We start from the raw sequence: 18,292 nt of genomic DNA, 5'->3' as shown, positions 1-18,292 counted from the left end.
TTGCCGGCAGCTGCTTCATGCGTTCACCTCCGGCAGATTTCCGCCGCTGCGCGCCGGCGGCAGCGCTTTCTCTTTCGGACTGTCCATGACCAGCTGCCCCTCTTTCAGCACCAGTATCCGATCCACCAGCGACAGAATCGCGGCACGATGAGTCGCAACGATCAGCGTGCGGCCATTCAGCCACGCGCCGAGGCGCTCAATAAACTCTTTTTCAGTGTGGTCGTCGAGCGCGGCCGTGGGTTCATCCAGCAGCACAATATTGGGATCGCGCAGCAGCATACGCGCCAGCAGCAGCGACTGCCGCTGCCCGCCGGAAAGACCGGTTCCCCCCTCCATGATCGGGTGATCCAGCCCCAGCGGCAGACGACGAATAAATTCCGCCCCGCCGCTCACCGTCAGCGCAGAGAATATGGCGTCATCGGTAGCGTGCGCCGCGCCGAGAGTCAGATTTTCGCGCAGCGTACCGTGAAACAGACGCGCGTTTTGCGTCAGCAGCCCGACATTGCGCCGCACGTCAGCCACGTCAATATGCGGCAGGCTAAGGTTATCAAGCCGCAGTTCACCACTGACCAGATCCATGCCGCCCGCCATCGCCTGCAGCAGCGTGGATTTACCGGAGCCGTTGCGGCCCAGTACCGCAATACGCTCGCCTGGCTGAATAGTCAGGGATTTAATGCGCAGCGCCAGGGTCAGCGAGTCGCTGTAGTAGCGAAACATGGCGTCGGTAAACTGATAGTGGCCAAACAGCACCGGGCAGTGGATACGCGTCTCATCGCTGCTGTTCTCTACCGGCAGGTTCATCAGGCCGTCAAGGCTGGTTTTCGCTGCCCTGACCTGTTGCCAGCGCGCCAGCACGCCGCACAGCGTCGCCATCGGCGCAATCATGCGTGAGGAGAGCAGCGACGCCGCCACAATTGCCCCGGTCGTGATATCACCGTTGATCACCATCGGCGCGCCCACCACAATGACGCTGGCATAAACCAGGCCCTGCACCGTTACGCCCCAGCTGATGAGCGAGTGCATCACTTTACGCATCTCGACCCCTGACTGCGCGGTGATACGGATATAGCTGTTCCACTGCTGCAGAAAGCGATCTTCCGCCTGCATCAGCTTGATATCCTCCAGCCCCTGCACGCTCTCCACCAGCACCGCATTACGCAGCGTGGACTCTTTCAGCGCCTGCTGCGCCAGCTTCGCCAGTTTTTTCTGGCTGAGCAGACCCGGCAGCACCATCAGCAGCACCGCCACCGGGGCGATCCACGCCAGCTGCGGCGCAATAATGGCCATCACCAGCAGAAACAGCAGGAAAAATGGCATATCAACGATCGCGGTAACGGTTGTCGAGGTTACCATTTCCCGGATCGCCTCCAGCTCACGCAGCTGAGAGATAAAAGTTCCGGTAGAACGAGGCACCACGCTGTTGCGCAGCCGCAGCGCATGACCAAAAACCCGATCGGAGACGCGCATATCGGCGCGCTTGCCCAGCAGATCGGTGACGTGATCGCGGCCCACGCGCAGAATATAGGTAAACACCACGGAGATGATCACGCCAGCATAGAGCACATAGAGCGTGGGGTAGGATTGCGCCGGGATCACCCGATCATACACCTGCATCGAAAAGACGATCCCGACCAGCGCCAGCAGGTTGATCAAAAAGGACGCCAGCATCACGTAGCCATAGGGACGCAGATCGTGCAGCACCAGCCGCCGCAGCCAGTCCGGGCGCACGGTAGCCAGATAGCGATCGACCCGACTATCTTTCGCCGCCGCCACCGGCCGCAGCGCCGCCACCACGCTGAGGGCGGGCAGCAGATCGGTGAGCATCACCGGCGTCGGCTGTTCATCGCCGGAAAAGTGGACCCGTACGCGGTCATCGCCATCAAATGCTGTGATCACGCCGACCTGGCCGTCATTCAGCTCTACCGCCAGCGGCAGGCGCCAGCGCGTGATCTCCCGGCTCTCCTCTGCAAACAGCTGCAGCGACAGGCCCGCCTGGCGCGCCAGATGGCGCAGCGCTTTATCGCGCGTCTGTTTGCCCTGCCACTCTGCCGCCGCCATGATCATGCCCGGCGAACAGGGCAGCCGGTAGTGGGTGGCGATTTGAATGATTGCCGTGGCCCAGCCGTTAAGCGGCAGCTCGCCACCGCCGCTGGCGGGCTGGCCCTCAGGCGCGTCCGGGATCGGTAATTGGGTCATGGCTGGATCTCCACGGTCTGGATGCGCTGATGATTAAGCGTAAAGGCTGAACGTATTTGTCCGGTGCTGTAGAGGCAGTCGAGCTGCAGCGATCGCAGCTGGCTGATGGTCTGCTGTAGCGTAAAGCGGGTCTGCCACACTTCCTGTTCTGCATTCAGCACGTCCAGCAGCGGGCGCGTGCCGAGCTGCAGATACTGATCCTGATAAAGCTGGCGGGTTTTCTCGCCCAGCGCCTGCTGACGCCCCATGATCGCCAGACTCTGCGACAGGCTAAGCGCTTCATTCTGCGACTCACTCAGCTGCTGACGCGCTTTCAGCCGCGCGGAATTGACCGCAGCGTTCGCCGCCTGCAGCGCGCTGGCGGCGGCGTCGCGCGCAGCGGTAATCCCGCCCCCCTGATAAAGCGGCATCTCTACTTTGATAAAAGCAGAGTACTGCGTGCGATCCAGCGACTGATTGCCGGCGTAGTGATCATTGAGATAGTGCGTGACCTGCGGTTCCAGCGAGATGGTCGGCAGGTTCTGTGCGCTGGCATTATCAAGTTTGGCCTGCGCCTGACTAGCCTGCGCCCACGCGGCCAGCACCGCCGGGTTGCTTTTGTCATCCGCTTTGCCACTGGCGCAGCCGCGGGTCAGCGTCGCGGGAAACTGGTCGCTGACCTGCTTTACCAGCGGCCAGCCCAGATAGGTAGCTAAGGTTGCGCGCCAGCGGTTAAGGCTCGCCTGATACTGCGTCAGGGTGGTGCGCGCGCCTTCAATACGCGCATCGGTCTGGGTCGCGTCGGAGAGCGAAGCGGCGCCCTCCTCATTACGCTGCCGTGCGAGGACACCAATCCGGCTCAGGGCGCTGAGCTGATCGCGGGCAATCTTTACCAGCTGCTGATAGCCCTGCACCTGAACCAGGGCAGCTGCGGTATCGTGCGCCACGCTGTCGATGCTCACCAGCACGTTGGCCTGCTCCTGCGCCACGCCCGCTTCAGCAGAGCGCACCGAGCTGCTGACTTTGCCAAAGTCATAGAGCATCTGCGACACCGACAGCACAAATGACGGACTGAAGCCGCTGCCGCTGTAACTGTTGCTATAGCCGTTATTCATGCCCCCGCTGATTTGCGGATAATATTTTGCTTTGGCCACGTCGACCTGATTCGCCTGCTCCAGCATGGTGCCGATCGCCTGCGTAATATCCGGATGCCACTGCACCGCGCGCTGTACCGCCTGTTCAATTGTCAGGGTATCCGGCACGCTGGCCAGCGCGGGTCCGGCGACTTCGCCGGCAAGCGATGGCAGTTCCTGCTGCTGAACCAGCTCGCTTTGGGTAATAGAACCTGCACGCATCAGCGTGTCACTGGCGGCACTGAGATGCGCACTGTAAAACAAGAGAAAGCCCGCGCTTACTGCGGCGGGCAGAGAGGAACGGCGAAAGGGTGCGCCGGATTGCATCAGATCCATCGATTATCCACCAGTCAGAATAGAGAAAGGGCACCTCCTGTGCCCGTGATGCTTCCCTGCGTCACACACCACTATGCCGTGTGGTTTTGGTGCGGTTGCTGCAGCAGCTCCTCCAGTGACACGTTAACGCCTTCCAGCGTAATCAGCTGCGTAGTGCTGTAGCCCGTCCCGCTACCGTCACGATCGATTGAGAGTACGGTGTTGCCATCAGAAGTATGGTCCACTTTCACGAAATCATTAATATTACTTGTGGAATCATTCCAGCCGATCAGCAGTTCACTGATATCAACCTTGTCTCCCTGGGCGACGTTAAAGTCGGTCCAGGTGTCGTGGCCGTTGCCGCCAGTGGCGTCAGCGCGATCCAGCAGATGATAAACCAGCGTATCCGTGCCGGTGCCACCGGTGATGGTGTCATCGTAGGCGCTGCTGGTCAGCGTATCGTTACCGCGGGTGCCGTTAATGGTCGGGTGCAGCTCAATGGTAAAGCTGTGACTGGTCAGGGTGCCGTCCCGGCCCGCCAGGGTGTAACTGAACACCTCCTTATGCGTAATGTTCTGTACGTTAACATCCGCATTCAGTGAATAGGTGTAGCTTCCGCTGGCGCTGACCTGCAGCACGCCGAACTCACCGGCCACCTGCGTCATGCCGGCCGCTCCTACCGTGGTTTCTGCCCCCAGAGCATTAGTGATGGTTAAGGTTCCGCTGTGCGTACCGGCACTGTCGGCCCAGATGCTGCCGCTCGCGTCATGCTCAGCGCTGCTGCTTTCCGCCAGCAGGCTGGTAGCGGCAAACAGCGTGGCCGCCGGGCCGTTATGCAGCGTTACCGTTAGCGTGGCGGAGGTCACTGTGCCGCTGGCGTCCCTTACCGAATAGGTAAAGGTATCCGTCGCTGGCAGCGTATCGATATTCAGGCCCGCTTTCAGCGCATAGGTGTAGTTACCTCTCGCATCCAGGGTCAGCGTACCGTAGCTGCTGGTGATCACCGTATTACCCGTGCCGGCAACCGTTGCGCCGCCCGCCGTTGTAACCGCCACGCCGGCCGGCACCGTACCGGCTATCGAACTGGTGTCATTTGCCAGCAGATTACCGGTGACGGTGGCCGCCGTGGTCACTGCCAGCGTGGTGTAGTCTGACACCGTACTCACGATAGTGGTGGGCAGCACGCTGAGGTTGGTATTCGCGCCGACCACTACCGCGTAGTTGCCGGTACTCAGGTTGGTGTAGGTGACGTTACCGCCGCGAATCGTTCCGATTGAGAGCAGAGAACTGATGTAGTTGCTCTGCGAACTCACCAGCTGCCAGGAGCCGTTACTCAGCTGCGTGTAGAGGTTCAGCGAGTAGTTAGCCGCCACCCCGATGCTGTTTACGGAACCGTAGAGCGTTACCGTGCGGAAATCGTCCTGACCCACATTGAAGATATAGGCGTTGCCGTTATTGAGCACGCTGGCACCCAGTATGGATCCGACTCCCAGAGTAAGCAGTGCAGTGTGCGAAGAGTTCACGGTGCCGTTATTAACGGTGGCCTGGGTGGTAGTATAATCGACCTCGTTAACATCGCTGGTCGCCACAACGCGAATGGCCCCCAGCAGCGACGCCGACGGCGAAACGTTGCCCGCCCTGTCGCTCTGCGTCACCGAGAGCGTAGCACCGGTGGTCTGCGCAGTGCTCAGCGCCACTGACCAGCTGCCGCCGGTGCCCACCGTGGTGGTCCCGAGCGAGGCACCGCTGGCATCACGCACCGTCACCGTTGCGCCGACCTCACCGCTGCCGGTGACGCTGGTACCGGCGCTGTTGATCAGCAGCCCGGATACCGCCGCCGGCGGCACCGTATCCACGGTAACCGTCGTCGCCACATTACTGCTGCTGACGTTACCTGCCGGATCGGTCACCGTGGTGCTCAGGGTATGCGCCCCGTTGCTCAGCGCCGCAGTGGTAAAGCTCCAGCTGCCGCCGGTGCCCGCCGTGACGGAACCGAGCGCAGTCGTGCCGTCAAAAATGGTCACCAGCGCGCCCGCTTCTGCCGTGCCGCTCAGCGTCGGCGTGGTATCACGCGTAAAGGCGCCGCTGGTCAGCGTCACCGGCGTGCTGCCCGCATCGTCGGTGATGGTAAGCGTGCTGGCCGCCGGTGCCACGGTGTCAATCCGCAGCGTGACCGAAGCCTGCGGACTGACGTTGCCCGCTGCGTCGGTCTGCGTCACGTTCAGCGTATGAGCGCCGTTACTCAGCGCAGGTGTGATAAAGCTCCAGCTGCCGCTGCCGCCGACGGTCGCGGTTCCCAGCAGCGTGGTACCGTCGTAAACGCTGATGCGTGCGCCCGCCTCGCCCGATCCACTCAGCAGCGGTGTGGTGTCATTGGTCACGCCGTTATTGGGGATCGCGATCGCCGTGCTGCCATTGTTATTAGCCAGCGTCAGTCCGGTTACGGCAACCGGCACCGTGGTGTCGATAATCGCCGTTGAGCTGATGCTGCTGCTGACGTTCCCCGCGGCATCAGTGGCGGTGATGCTGAAGGTATGCGATCCCTCGGAGAGCGCTGTTCCTGGCGTAAAGCTCCAGCTGCCGCTGCCGCTGGCAGTCACTGAACCCAGCACGGTAGTGCCATCGCGCACAATCACCAGACTGTTTGCCTCTGCCGTACCGCTCAGCGTTGGGGTGCTGTCGCGCGTCGCGCCGCCATTTGCCACCGTTGTATTGTTGATGTCGTTCGTGACCACCAGCGAAGGCGCAGCAGGCGCCACGGTATCCACGGTAATCGCTACCGCCGGCGTCGCCGGGCTGACGTTGCCTGCCGCATCGCGTACCGTGGTGCTCAGCGAATGCACGCCGTTGCTCAGCGCGCCTGGCGTAAAGCTCCATGCACCGTCGCTGCCTGCCACCACAGAGCCCAGCGTCGTACTGCCGTCATACACGGTAACAACCGCGTTCGCCTCTGCCGTGCCGCTCAGCGTTGGTGTGGCGTCATTAGTGACCGCGCCATTTGCCAGCGGTCCGGTCACCGGCGCCACATCATCCGTGATCGTCAGGTTGCTGACGGCTGCCGGTGCCACCGTATCCACCGTCAGCGTAATGCTGGCTGGCGGACTGACGTTCCCGGCGGCGTCGGTCTGGGTTACGTTCAGGGTGTGGATGCCTTCACTCAGCACCGGGCTGACAAAGCTCCAGCTGCCATTGCTGCTGACAATTGCCGTACCCAGCGCAACATTCCCGTCAAGGATAGTCACGCGTGCGCCCGCTTCGCCGGAGCCGGTCAGCAGCGGCGTGCTGTCACTGGTTACACTGTTGTTGGGGATAGCGATCGCCGTACTGCCGTTGTTGTTGGCGGCAGCCAGGCCGGTAACCGCACCTGGCGCAACGGTATCAATGATCGCCGTTGAGCTGACGCTGCTGCTGACGTTGCCTGCTGCATCGGTGGCAGTGATGCTGAAGGTATGCGATCCCTCACTCAGCGCTGTAGCTGGCGTAAAGCTCCAGCTGCCGGTACCGCTGGCGGTGACGGAACCGAGTAGCGTGGTGCCGTCGCGGATAATCACCAGGCTATTGGCCTCGGCGCTGCCGCTCAGGGTTGGCGTGCTGTCGCCGCTTGCCGCGCCGTTCGCCACCGTGGTGTTCGCCACGTCGTTGGTCACAACCAGCGTTGGCGCAGCCGGTGCCACGGTATCCACGGTGATCGCGACCGTGGGCGACGCCGGGCTGACGTTGCCCGCCGCATCACGGACCGTCACGCTCAGCGCATGCGGGCCGTTATTCAGCGCGGGCGAAGTAAAGCTCCACGCGCCGCTGCCGTCGGCAGCAACGGACCCCAGTACCGCGGTGCCGTCATAGACGGTGACAATGCCCCCCGCCTCTGCCGTGCCGCTCAGCACCGGCGTGGCGTCGTTGGTTACGGCACCGTTAACCAGAGGTCCGGTATTTGGCGCGGCGTCATCAGTGACCACCAGGTTGCTCACTGCGACTGGCGGAGTAGTATCAACCGTCAGCGTCAGCGTTGCATTCGGGCTGACGTTACCGGCCGCATCGCTGGCCGTAACGTTAAAGGTGTGTGCCCCCTCTGCCAGCGCCGGCGTGACAAAACTCCACGCCCCGCCGCTGCCCGCCGTTACCGATCCGAGCACGGTATTGCCGTCACGGATCGTCACCACGCTGCCCGCCTCTGCCGTTCCCCTGAGCAGCGGCGTGGCGTCACTGGTGGTACCGCCGGCGGCAATCGCCACCAGCGCGCTGCCGTTGTTGTTGGCCGCATTCAGACCGCTTACGGCAACCGGCGCCACGTTATCAACAATCAGCGTGGTGCTGGTCGCGCCGCTGACGTTGCCTGCCACATCGGTGGCGGTGACGCTCAGGGTATGCAGCCCCTGACTCAGCGTTGTGCTGACATAGCTCCAGCGTCCCTCCGCATCAGCGGTCACCGAGCCCAGCACCGCGGTGCCGTCGCGTACCGTGACAACGGCGTTCGCTTCTGCCACGCCGCTTAAGGTCGGCGTCGCATCGCTGCTGTAGCCACCCGCCGGTATGGTTGCGCTGGTCACATCGTTGGTCACCACCAGCGTTGAGGTCGCTGGCGCAGTGGTATCCACCACTACGGTAAAGTTCACCGGCGCACTGCTGCTGCCCGCCGCATCGCGTACCGTGACGCTGAGCGGATGCGTGCCTTCGCTCAGTGCGGCAGGGGTGAAGCTCCAGGCTCCGTCGCCGTTTGCCACCACCGATCCCAGCACCGTAGTGCCTTCGCTGATCACTACCACGCTGTTTGCCGCGGCGCTGCCGGAGAGCGTTGGCGTGGTGTCGTCCGTCGGCGTACCGCTGGTCAGCACGCCCTGAATTGCGCCGGCGTTATCCGTTACCGTCAGTCCCGTAACCGGTGCGACCGCTGCGGTTAGCACGGTAAAGCTGATATCGCTCACCGGGCTGACGTTGCCCGCCGCGTCGGCGGCACTCACGCTCAGCGTGTGCGGACCATCCGCCAGCGCGGCGGTGGTAAAGCTCCACGCGCCGTTGGTGCCGGCGGTTACCGAGCCGAGCACGGTGGTGCCGTCCCGCACGGTAACGATGCTGCCCGCCTCAGCGGTACCGCTCAGCTGCGGCGTGTTGTCGCTGGTGGTGCTGCCAGCCGCGATAGTCAGCGGCGTGCTGCCGTTGTTATTGACCGCCGTCAGGCCGGAGATAGCCGCCGGCGCCACGGTATCCACCACCACCGTGGTGACGGCAGAGGCGATACCGGTATTACCGGCCACATCGGTGACACGCACGCTCAGGGCGTGGCTGCCCTCGCCCAGCGCGACAGGGGTAAAGCTCCAGGCGCCCGCGCCGCTGGCGATAGCGGTACCGAGCAGCGTGGTGCCGTCATACACGCTGACCGTGGCGTTTGCCTCCGTGGTGCCGCTCAGCGCTGGCGTACTGTCGTTGATGGTTGCCCCGCTGGTGAGCGGCGTATCCGAATCACCCGCGGTGACGTTCACCGTGCCGGCCGCAGGGGCTACCGTATCGACCGTGATGTTCAGCGCGCCGGAGCGATCGCTGACGTTGCCCGCCGCATCGGTCACCGTCACACTAAGCGCGTGCGCGCCCTGGCTCAGCAGCGGCAGCGTGGTGCTCCATGCGCCGTCGCCGTCGGCACTTACCGAAGCAATTACCGTATTACCATCGTAGATGGTCACCAGGCCGCCCGCTTCCGCCGTGCCGCTGAGCTGCGGCGTACTGTCGTTAGTCACGCTGTTATCGGCTACCGGCACCGGCGTGGCGCCGTTGTTATTGGCCGCCGCGAGATCGGTTACGGCATCGGGTACAACGGTATCGACAATGAAATTAATCACCTCTGACGGATCGCCAGGATTGCCGGTTACATCCGTGCTGATGACGGAAATTGCGTGCGGTCCCTCCCCCAGCGTTGGCGTGAAGTCCCACTGTCCGTCAGCGTTAATTTCAGCGCTGCCAATCGGCACACCATTATCAAGAATAGACACGGTGCCATTTGCCGGGCCCGTTCCCTGCAGGACCGGCGTGTTGTCACGGATATCGGCCCCGTCTGCTACCGTTACCAGCGTGCTGCCGCTGTTATCGGTGATCTGCAGCGTACTGTCGACCGGTGGCAGATTGGCTTCAACGGTCAGCGTGAAGGCGTTGGTAGCCGGGCTGACGTTACCCGCCGCATCGGTCACGGTGAACGTAAAACTATGCACGCGGTTTGAGAGCGCAGCGTCTGGCGTAAAGCTCCAGCTGCCGTTTTCGTCAGCGGTGGCGGTTCCCAGCAGCACGTTGTCGTCATAAACCGTTACCGTGCTGCCCGCCTCCGCCGTGCCGCTGAAGACCGGGAGATTATCGTCAGTAGTAGCGCCTGACGTCAGCGGACCTTCAGCGCCGCCAACGCTGTCGGTGACAAGCAGATCCGGGATAGCGTCCGGCACCGCCGTATCAATAGTGATGCTGACCGGCCCGGTAACCGGTCCGGTGGTGCCCGCCGCGTTGCTGACTGAGACGCTGAAAGCGTAGGTTGCATCGTCCAGCGCCGCGGATTCATAACGCCAGACGCCGTTCTCACCCACGGTGGTGCTGCCGACAATATCGCCATCCTGAATGATATTAACCACCGTGCCGGCGACGCCGGTCCCGCGCAGCACCGGCGTGCTGTCACTGGCGAAGCCGTTGTTCGCGACCAGCACCGGCGTGTTGCTGGCATTGTTGTAGATATCAAAGCTCAGCACCGCGGCTGGCGTACTGGTATCGACCGTGAAGCTGACCGTCGACGCCACCTCGCTGACGTTGCCCGCTACATCGGTGGCGGTCACCGTCAGAGTGTGCGCCCCTTCTGCCAGCGCCGTGGTGTTGAGGCTCCAGGCCCCCTGAGGATTAGCGGTGGTTCTGCCAACCTCCTGCGCACCGTCATACACAATGATGGTCGCCCCTGCCTCTGCGGTACCGCTGATGAGCGGCGTCGCATCAGGAGTTACGCTGTTGCTATTAATGGTTACCGGCGTCGCTTGTATATCATTCTGCAGCAGCAGATCGCCTGCCGGCTGCGGCGCAGTGGCATCAATATTGATGGTCAGCGCACCGGACGGTGCGCTGACGTTGCCCACTTCATCGGTGACCGTGGCGCTCAGCGTGTGCTGGCCGTCGGTCAGTACCGGTGAGCTGAAGCTCCAGTTGCCGTCGCCGTCCGCCGTCACGGAGCCAATCACCACGCCGCCGTCATACAGCGTAATCAGGCTGTCGGGTTCCGCGGTGCCGCTCAGCAGTGGCGTATTGTCCGTGGTCAGCGCGCCGTTTGTCAGAGGCTGCGGTGTCGTACCGTTGTCGTTACTGACCACCAGCGATGTGGCATCCGGCAGCGTGGCGTCCACGGTAAAGGCGACAGGATCAGAAGCCGGACCGGTGTTACCGGCCGTATCGGTCACCGTGGTGGTGAGGCTGTAGCTGCCATCGTCCAGCTGCGGCAGCTGATAGCTCCACTGTCCGTTACTGCCGGTGGTCACGCTGCCAACAATGTCGTTTCCGTCCAGAATCGTTACCACGCTGCCCGGCTCTGCGGTGCCGCTGAGGAACGGCGTATTATCCGTGGTGATGCTGCCGCTGGCGATCGCCACCGGCGTGGTGCCGTCGTTGTTCGTCAGCGCGATGTTCGCTGCCACCGCCGGCGGCGTGGTATCAACGATCGCACTGAAAGTCACCGGTGCGCTGACGTTACCAAGCGTATCGGATGCCGTGGCGGTAAAGGTGTAGCTGCCGTCCGCCAGCGCGGTGGCAGGCGTAAAGCTCCAGCTTCCCTGTCCGTTTACCGTAGTGGAACCCAGCAGCGTACCGCTCTGATCGGTAAGGGTAATAATGCTGCCCGCATCCCCGCGACCGCTGAACAGCGGCGTGCCGTCATTAGTCAGACCGCCATTGGGAACGGCTACCGGCGCAGTGCCGTTATCATTACTCAGCGTCAGCTGCGTAACGGCGGAAGGCGCCGTGGTGTCCACGGTAAAGGCGATCGGCGCACCCGGCGCGCTGCTGTTACCAGCAGCATCGGTGACCGTCACGCTCAGGCTGTGCGGGCCGTCGCTGAGGATCGGCGAGAAGCTCCAGTTACCCTGTGCATCGGTCGTGGTGGTACCGAGGATCAGATTGCCATCAGATACAACGATGGTGCTGCCAGGCTCTGCGCGACCGGAGAACTCAGGCGTGTTGTCACCGGTGGTGGAACCGGGCGCGATCACCTGCGGCGTGGCGCCATTGTTGTTCACCAGCGTGGTCGCAGTGGCTGCGCCCGGTGCGACCGTATCCACGGTAAAGGTTATCGTGGGTGAAGCGGGGCTGGTATTCCCGGCGGCGTCGCTGACAACGGTGCTCAGGTTGTGCTCACCCTGCGTCAGCGCGCCAGCTGTAAACTGCCAGCTGCCGCTGCTGTTCACGGTAACCGAACCGATTTGCGTAGCGCCGTCATAGATCAGCACCACGCTGCCCGGCTCGGCTGAACCGATCAGCTGCGGCGTCGCGTCGTTGGTCACGTCACCGCTGTTGATCGGCACCAGCGTACTGCCTTCATTGTTGTTAACCAGCACGTTCTGCGCTGCTTCCGGTGCCTGCGTATCCACATTGATTGTGGTTATCGCCGAAGCCGGACTGACATTGCCTGCGGCGGTGGTCTCCGTGATGCTTAGCGCATAGCTGCCGTCATCCAGCGCAGCGGGCGTAAACTGCCAGCCGCCATCGCCATCGGCGACTACGCTGCCGATGGCCGTATCACCGTTATAAACCGTGATCAGACTGCCGGCGGCGGCGGTACCGCTGAGCTGCGGCGTACTGTCGCTGGTATAACCGTTGCTGGCAACCGGCGCGCCTTCCCCGGTGGTAACAGCGAAGACAGGTGCAGCCGGCACGCTGGTATCCACCGTCAGGGTCACCGAGTTGCCGGTGATACTGACGTTACCTGCGGCATCGGTCGCGGTCGCACGCAAAGTATGCTCACCGTCGGTCAGGGCGGTGTCGGTCAGGCGCCAGGCCCCGTTCGCGTCCGCCCGCACAGAGCCGATAGCGGTTGTTCCGTCATAAAGCGTTACCAGGCTGCCCGGCTCCGCGCTGCCGCTCAGCACCGGCGTGGCGTCATTGGTTACGCCGGTAAGCGGTGCATTATTGTCATCTGTCGCTGCCAGATTGACCACTGCACCAGGGGGGGTGGTATCGATAGTGAAGCTATAGGCAGGCGACGCCGCGCCGGTGTTGCCGGCGGTGTCAGTCACCCGCGTGGTCAGGCTGTAATTGCCCTCAGCCAGCGGCGCATCCGGCGTGAAGCGCCAGTTGCCGTCATCGCCTGCGGTCACGCTGCCCAGCACCTCGCCGTTGTTATACACGGTTACAAGGCTGCCCGCTTCCGCCGTGCCGCTCAGCACCGGCGTGGTGGTATTCGTCGCACCTGCCTCGTCGACAGGGCGCGCCACGCCGCCCGCCTCATTGCTGACCTGCAGATCGCCCGCAGCGGCGGGTGGCGTGGTATCGATGGTAAAATTCAGCGGTGCCGACGGTGCGCTGACGTTACCCGCCGGATCGGTAACGGTGGTGGTCAGGCTGTAATCGCCCTCAGACAGTGCCGCCTCCGGTGTGAAACTCCAGTTGCCTTGTGTATCGGCGGTCACGCTGCCCAGCACCGTGTCGCCATCGGAAACGGTGATCAGCGCACCCGGTTCGGCGCTGCCGCTCAGCACCGGCGACGTCGTGTTGGTCACGCCGTTATTGACCGGCAGCGGCGTTTCTCCGTCGTTGTTACTGAGCTGCAGCCCGCCTGCAGCCGCAGGCGGAATGGTATCGACGGTAAACACCAGCGCCGGTGAAGGTTCGCTGACATTGCCCGCCGGGCTGGTTACCGTAGCCGTCAGGCTGTGCTGACCTTCACTGAGCGGCGACTCAGGCGTAAAGCGCCACGTGCCGCCGTCCTCCGCGACCACGCTGCCCAGCACCGTGGTGCCATCCCGTACCGTTACCGTACTGCCCGCAGCCGCCGTGCCGCTCAGCACCGGCGTGGTATCGCTGGTGGCACCGCTGGTGACCGCCACCAGCGTGCCGTTGCTGTCATTGCTCAGCACCAGTTCATCCGCTGCTGCCGGCGGCGTGGTTTCAATCGTAAAGTTAAGCGGCGCAGAGTCATCGCCGCTGTTACCCGCTGCATCCGTGACCGTGGTAGTGAGGCTGTGTGGCCCGGCTGCCAGCGGCGTTTCCGGCGTAAAGCGCCACGCTCCGTCGCTGCCCGCGCTGACGCTGCCCAGCAGCGTGCCGTTATCATAGACGCGGACCGTGCTGCCGGGTTCAGCGCTGCCGCTCAGCGCCGGTGACGTATCGTTAGTTACGCCACCCGCATTAATGGCGTTACCGTTTTGATCGTTATTCAGCTGCAGGCCGTTTGCCGCAGCAGGCGGTGCGGTATCGACAGTCAGCACCAGCGGTGCGGAAGGCGCACTGCTGTTCCCCGCCGGTGAGGTGGTGACGGCCGTCAGGCTGTGATCGCCGTCAGAAAGCGGTTCGTCTGGCACAAAACTCCAGGTTCCCCCTTCTCCCACGGTAACGGAGCCCAGTACCTCATCACCATCAGAAACCGTCACTACGCTACCGGGGGCCACGCCGCTGCCGCTCAGCCGCGGGGTGGCGTCATTCGTCACGCCATTGCTGACCGGAACCGGCGTGTTACCTTCATCGTTAGCCGCCTGCAGCGCAGCGGGCGCCGCCGGGGCAGTCGTATCGATGGTAAACACCACTGGCGTGGAGGCTTCTCCGCTATTACCAGCCGGATCGGTAACGACCGTGGTCAGGCTATGCTCACCCGGCTGCAGTACCGGTGACGTAAAGCTCCAGCTGCCGTCGCTGCCGGCGGTGGTGCTGCCCAGCACGTTATCGCCATCAGAGACGGTGACGGTACTGCCCGGCTCTGCGCTTCCGCTGAGTACCGGCGTGGTGCTGTTGGTGATGCCGGTAATTTCGTTGCCGCTTTGCCCGTTGCTCAGCAGCAGATCGCCGGCGCTCGCTGGTGCAGTGGTATCGACAACCATATTAACCGGTGCACTGACCGGCCCGGTGTTGCCCGCCGCATCGGTCACGGTGGTGGTGAGACTGTGCGGGCCTTCATCCAGCGGCTGCGGTGGCGTAAAGCTCCAGTTGCCGTCGCTGTCTGCCACGGCACTGCCCAGCACGTCGCCATTATCGGAAACGGTAACGATGCTGCCCGGCTCGGCGCTGCCGCTGAGGGTCGGGCTGGTTTCATTCGTGGCGCCGCCCGCCGGCAGGGCGTTACCGTCCTGGTTGTTCAGCTGCAGACCGCTGGTAGCGGCAGGTGGCTGCGTATCGACTGTGACCGCCACCGGAGCAGAGGCGGGGCCGGTATTACCGGCCGCATTGGTGACGGTGCTGGTCAGCGCGTGATCGCCATCGCTGAGCGGCGGCGTGGTATAGCTCCAGTTGCCGTCGGCATCCGTGGTCGTGGTACCCAGTACCGTATCCCCGTCGCGGACAGTCACCGTGGAGCCAGGCTCCGCGGTGCCGCTCAGCGTCGGCGTAGTGAGATTTGTGCTGCTGCCAGGCGCAACCGGATCGCCGTTCTCATTGCCGAGCTGGACGCCGGACGGCGCGGCAGGCACGGTGGTATCGATGGTGATATTAATGACCGGCGAGGAGGTCTCTGCCCCCGTCGTGCTGGTTGCCACGGCACGGAATGCATAGGTGCCGTCGGCTAACGCGTCAGGCGTAAAGCGCCACTGGCCGTCTCCGTCAGCGACCACGCTGCCCAGCAGCGTGGTGCCGTTATAAAGTCTGACTACATCACCGGCGGTGGCGACGCCGCTCAGCACCGGGGTGTTATCGCCAGTGCTGTCGTTATCGGCCAGCGTAACCAGCGTGCTGCCCCTGTCATCCGTTATCTCCAGCGAACTGGTTGCCGGCACGCTGCCGGCATCAACCGCCAGCGTAAACGCCGGTGACGCCGGACTGACATTTCCTGCGGCATCGGTGACGGTGGTGGTGAGATTATGCTGTCCATTGCTCAGCGCCGGCAGCGTCAGGCTCCAGTTGCCGTCGCTATCAGTGGCGGCGCTGCCAAGCAGCACGTCGCCGTCATAAACGCGCACCACGCTGCCCGCTTCAGCCGTTCCGCTCAGCGTTGGCGTATTGTCATCGGTGAACTGGCCTGAGGTCAGCGGACCGGTATTACTGCCCGCATTATCAGTAACCTGCAGATCGCTGACTGCCGCTGGCGCGACGGTATCTACGGTAAAATTCAGCGGCGCAGAGGCGGGGCTGCTGTTGCCAGCCAGATCGGTCACGGTGGAGGTCAGGCTGTGGCCGCCCTCGCTCAGCGGCGGCGTGGTAAAGCGCCAGCTGCCGTCGCTGTTGGTGGTTACGCTGCCCAGCACGGTGTCGCCATCACGAATTGTCACCAGCGCCCCCGGCTCCGCCGTGCCGCTCAGCACCGGCCGGGCGTCGTTAACGGTGCTGTCCGGCGTAATGCTGACCACGCTGCTGCCGTTGCTGCCGGTTAAGGTCAGATCGTCAGCCGCCGCCGGCGCCACGCTATCAACGGTGATATTCAGCGGCGCGCTTTGTGTAACGTTGCCTGCGGCATCGGTGGTGCGCAGGTAGAAACTGTGCAGGCCCTGAAACAGACTGCGCAGGGCAAACGACCACTGGCCGTTGCTGTCGGCTACGACACTGCCGATTTCCGTTGTCCCGTCAAAGAGCGTAATCAGGTTGCCCGGTGTGCTGACGCCGCTCAGCGTTATCTCATCACTGCGCGTGGTCGCACCATCGGTCAGCGGCTGCAGTGTATTATCACCGGTGCCTGTCGCCTCCAGCGGTGTCGTCGCAGGCGGCAAATCCGCCTGAACATTGAGCGCAAAAGGCGCACTCGCCGGCCCCGTATTACCGGCCGCGTCAGTGCTGGTAACGGTGAGGCTGTGTGCGCCGTTGCTGAGCGCAGGCGTGGTAAACTGCCAGCTGCCGTTAACATCGACCAGCGCAACCCCGAGCAGCACGTTACCGTCATAAATGCTGACCGAGGCACCCGGCTCTCCGCTGCCGCTCAGCACGGGCGTATTGTCATCGGTGGTGGCGTTTTGCGCCAGCTCAACCTGGCTGTCGCCTGCGTCGTCAAAGACCTGCAGATCGGTTATCGCCTCCGGAGCCGTGATATCAACTGTCAGCTGCAGCGGCGCAGAGGCGGGTCCGGTATTGCCTGCGGCGTCTGTCACGGTGGTGGTAAGCGTATGGTTTCCTTCACTCAGCGCCGGGGTGGTAAAACTCCAGCGCCCGTCACTGTCTGCAATCGCGCTCCCCAGTACCGTTGTGCCGTCGCGTACGGTGATGACGCTGCCTGGTTCGGCGCTGCCGCTGAATACCGGCGTGGTATCACGGGTAGCGCCGTTAGTGGCAATCGGGGTAATGGTGCCGCTGCTGTCGCTGCTGAGCAGCAGATCGCCCGCGGCGGCCGGCAGCACCGTATCAATAGTTATGGTGAGCGTGACGGATGAAGCGGTATTCCCGGCGGCATCAGTGGCAACGGCACGGAAGGCGTAGCTGCCATCCGGCAGGGCGGCCGGCGTAAAACTCCACTGCCCGCTCGCATCGGCCAGCGTGCTGCCAAGCACGGTAGTACCGTTATAGAGCGTCACCAGCTCATTGGCGCCAGCCAGCCCGCTCAGGGTCGGCGTGGTATCACGCGTGCTGGCACCGTCAGGAAGCGTACGCAGCACAGGGCTGCTGTCGTCAGTAATCTCCAGGGTGCTGCTGGTCGGTGCAATGCCTGCCGCTACATTAATCACGAACCCGCTGGTGGCGGGACTGACATTGCCGGCCGCATCGGTGACCGTCACGCTCAGCGTGTGGCTGCCGTTATTCAGTGCCGGTGTGGTAAAGCTCCAGCGCCCGTCGGCTCCTGCTGTGACGCTGCCAAGCAGAACAGACCCGTCATACACCCTGACAGTGGCACCCGCTTCTGCCGTGCCGGTCAGGGTTGGCGTATTATCATCGGTGGTTTGCCCGTTGAGTAATGGACCCTGGCTGTTGCCGACATTATCGCTGACGACGATATTTTCAGCCGGAGCAGGAGCTGTGGTATCGCCATTGCCGGGATCGGTTCCGCCATTGCCAGGATCGCCACCGGGATTGTTGCCCCCGTTACCGGGATTGGTGCCGCCGCCGGGATTATCCGTATCACCGCCGCCACCACCGCCGCCACCACCGCCTGTCGCAAACAGCGCCCCGATACCTGCCAGAGCCGCCCCGCCGATACCGAAGGCCGCAATCGTGCCGTTATCCGTTACGTTTTCTGCCAGCAGGCCTTCTGTGCTGTCGATTGACACATACTGAAAGCCCTCTGTGCCGGGATCCTCAACCCACCATAGCGCACCGCGATCGTCCTGAAGGACCAGATCGCTGTCGCCATTGGCGCTGTAAAAATCATGAATAACAAGTGTTTCACCCGATTTAGTAGTCACTACTAAATCATTGCCATTGCGTGTGAAAGCCTTAATGTCAGCCTGATTCAGATTAAGTTTAACCACACTGGGTGCGTTCAGCGTAATCTGATTACCGCTCACTTCATTAGCAATTGTCCCGCCTTTAGGCGTGATAGAGATATTGTTCATGTTATCGGGATCCCGCGCAGATATAAGTTTATGAGCGTGAATAGCACG

The 18,292-nt window shown here is 62.9% G+C and carries 3 protein-coding genes; all 3 read right to left on the bottom strand.

All coding sequences use genetic code 11. From position 1 onward, the window contains the following. Positions 1–15: 15 nt before the first annotated feature. Positions 16–2,196 carry a type I secretion system permease/ATPase gene (locus BBA90_RS05285; RefSeq protein ID WP_065648241.1) on the bottom strand — a complete coding sequence of 727 codons (2,181 nt, stop codon included), beginning with the start codon at positions 2,194–2,196 and terminating at the stop codon, positions 16–18. Then, positions 2,193–3,644, bottom strand: a complete 1,452-nt coding sequence (locus tag BBA90_RS05280) for a TolC family outer membrane protein (protein WP_065648240.1) — start codon at positions 3,642–3,644, stop codon at positions 2,193–2,195. Before BBA90_RS05280 ends, BBA90_RS05285 begins: the two co-directional genes overlap by 4 nt. Before the next feature lie 71 nt (positions 3,645–3,715). After that, positions 3,716–18,244, bottom strand: coding sequence for an Ig-like domain-containing protein (locus tag BBA90_RS05275; RefSeq protein ID WP_065648239.1), 14,529 nt, complete (start codon positions 18,242–18,244; stop codon positions 3,716–3,718). Between the last annotated feature and the right edge of the window lie 48 nt (positions 18,245–18,292).

Source organism: Pantoea eucrina (assembly GCF_001691555.1).
Lineage (GTDB): Bacteria > Pseudomonadota > Gammaproteobacteria > Enterobacterales > Enterobacteriaceae > Pantoea > Pantoea borealis.
The sequence above is the reverse complement of the archived record's forward strand: the minus strand, read 5'-3'. Positions and strand labels throughout refer to the sequence as shown.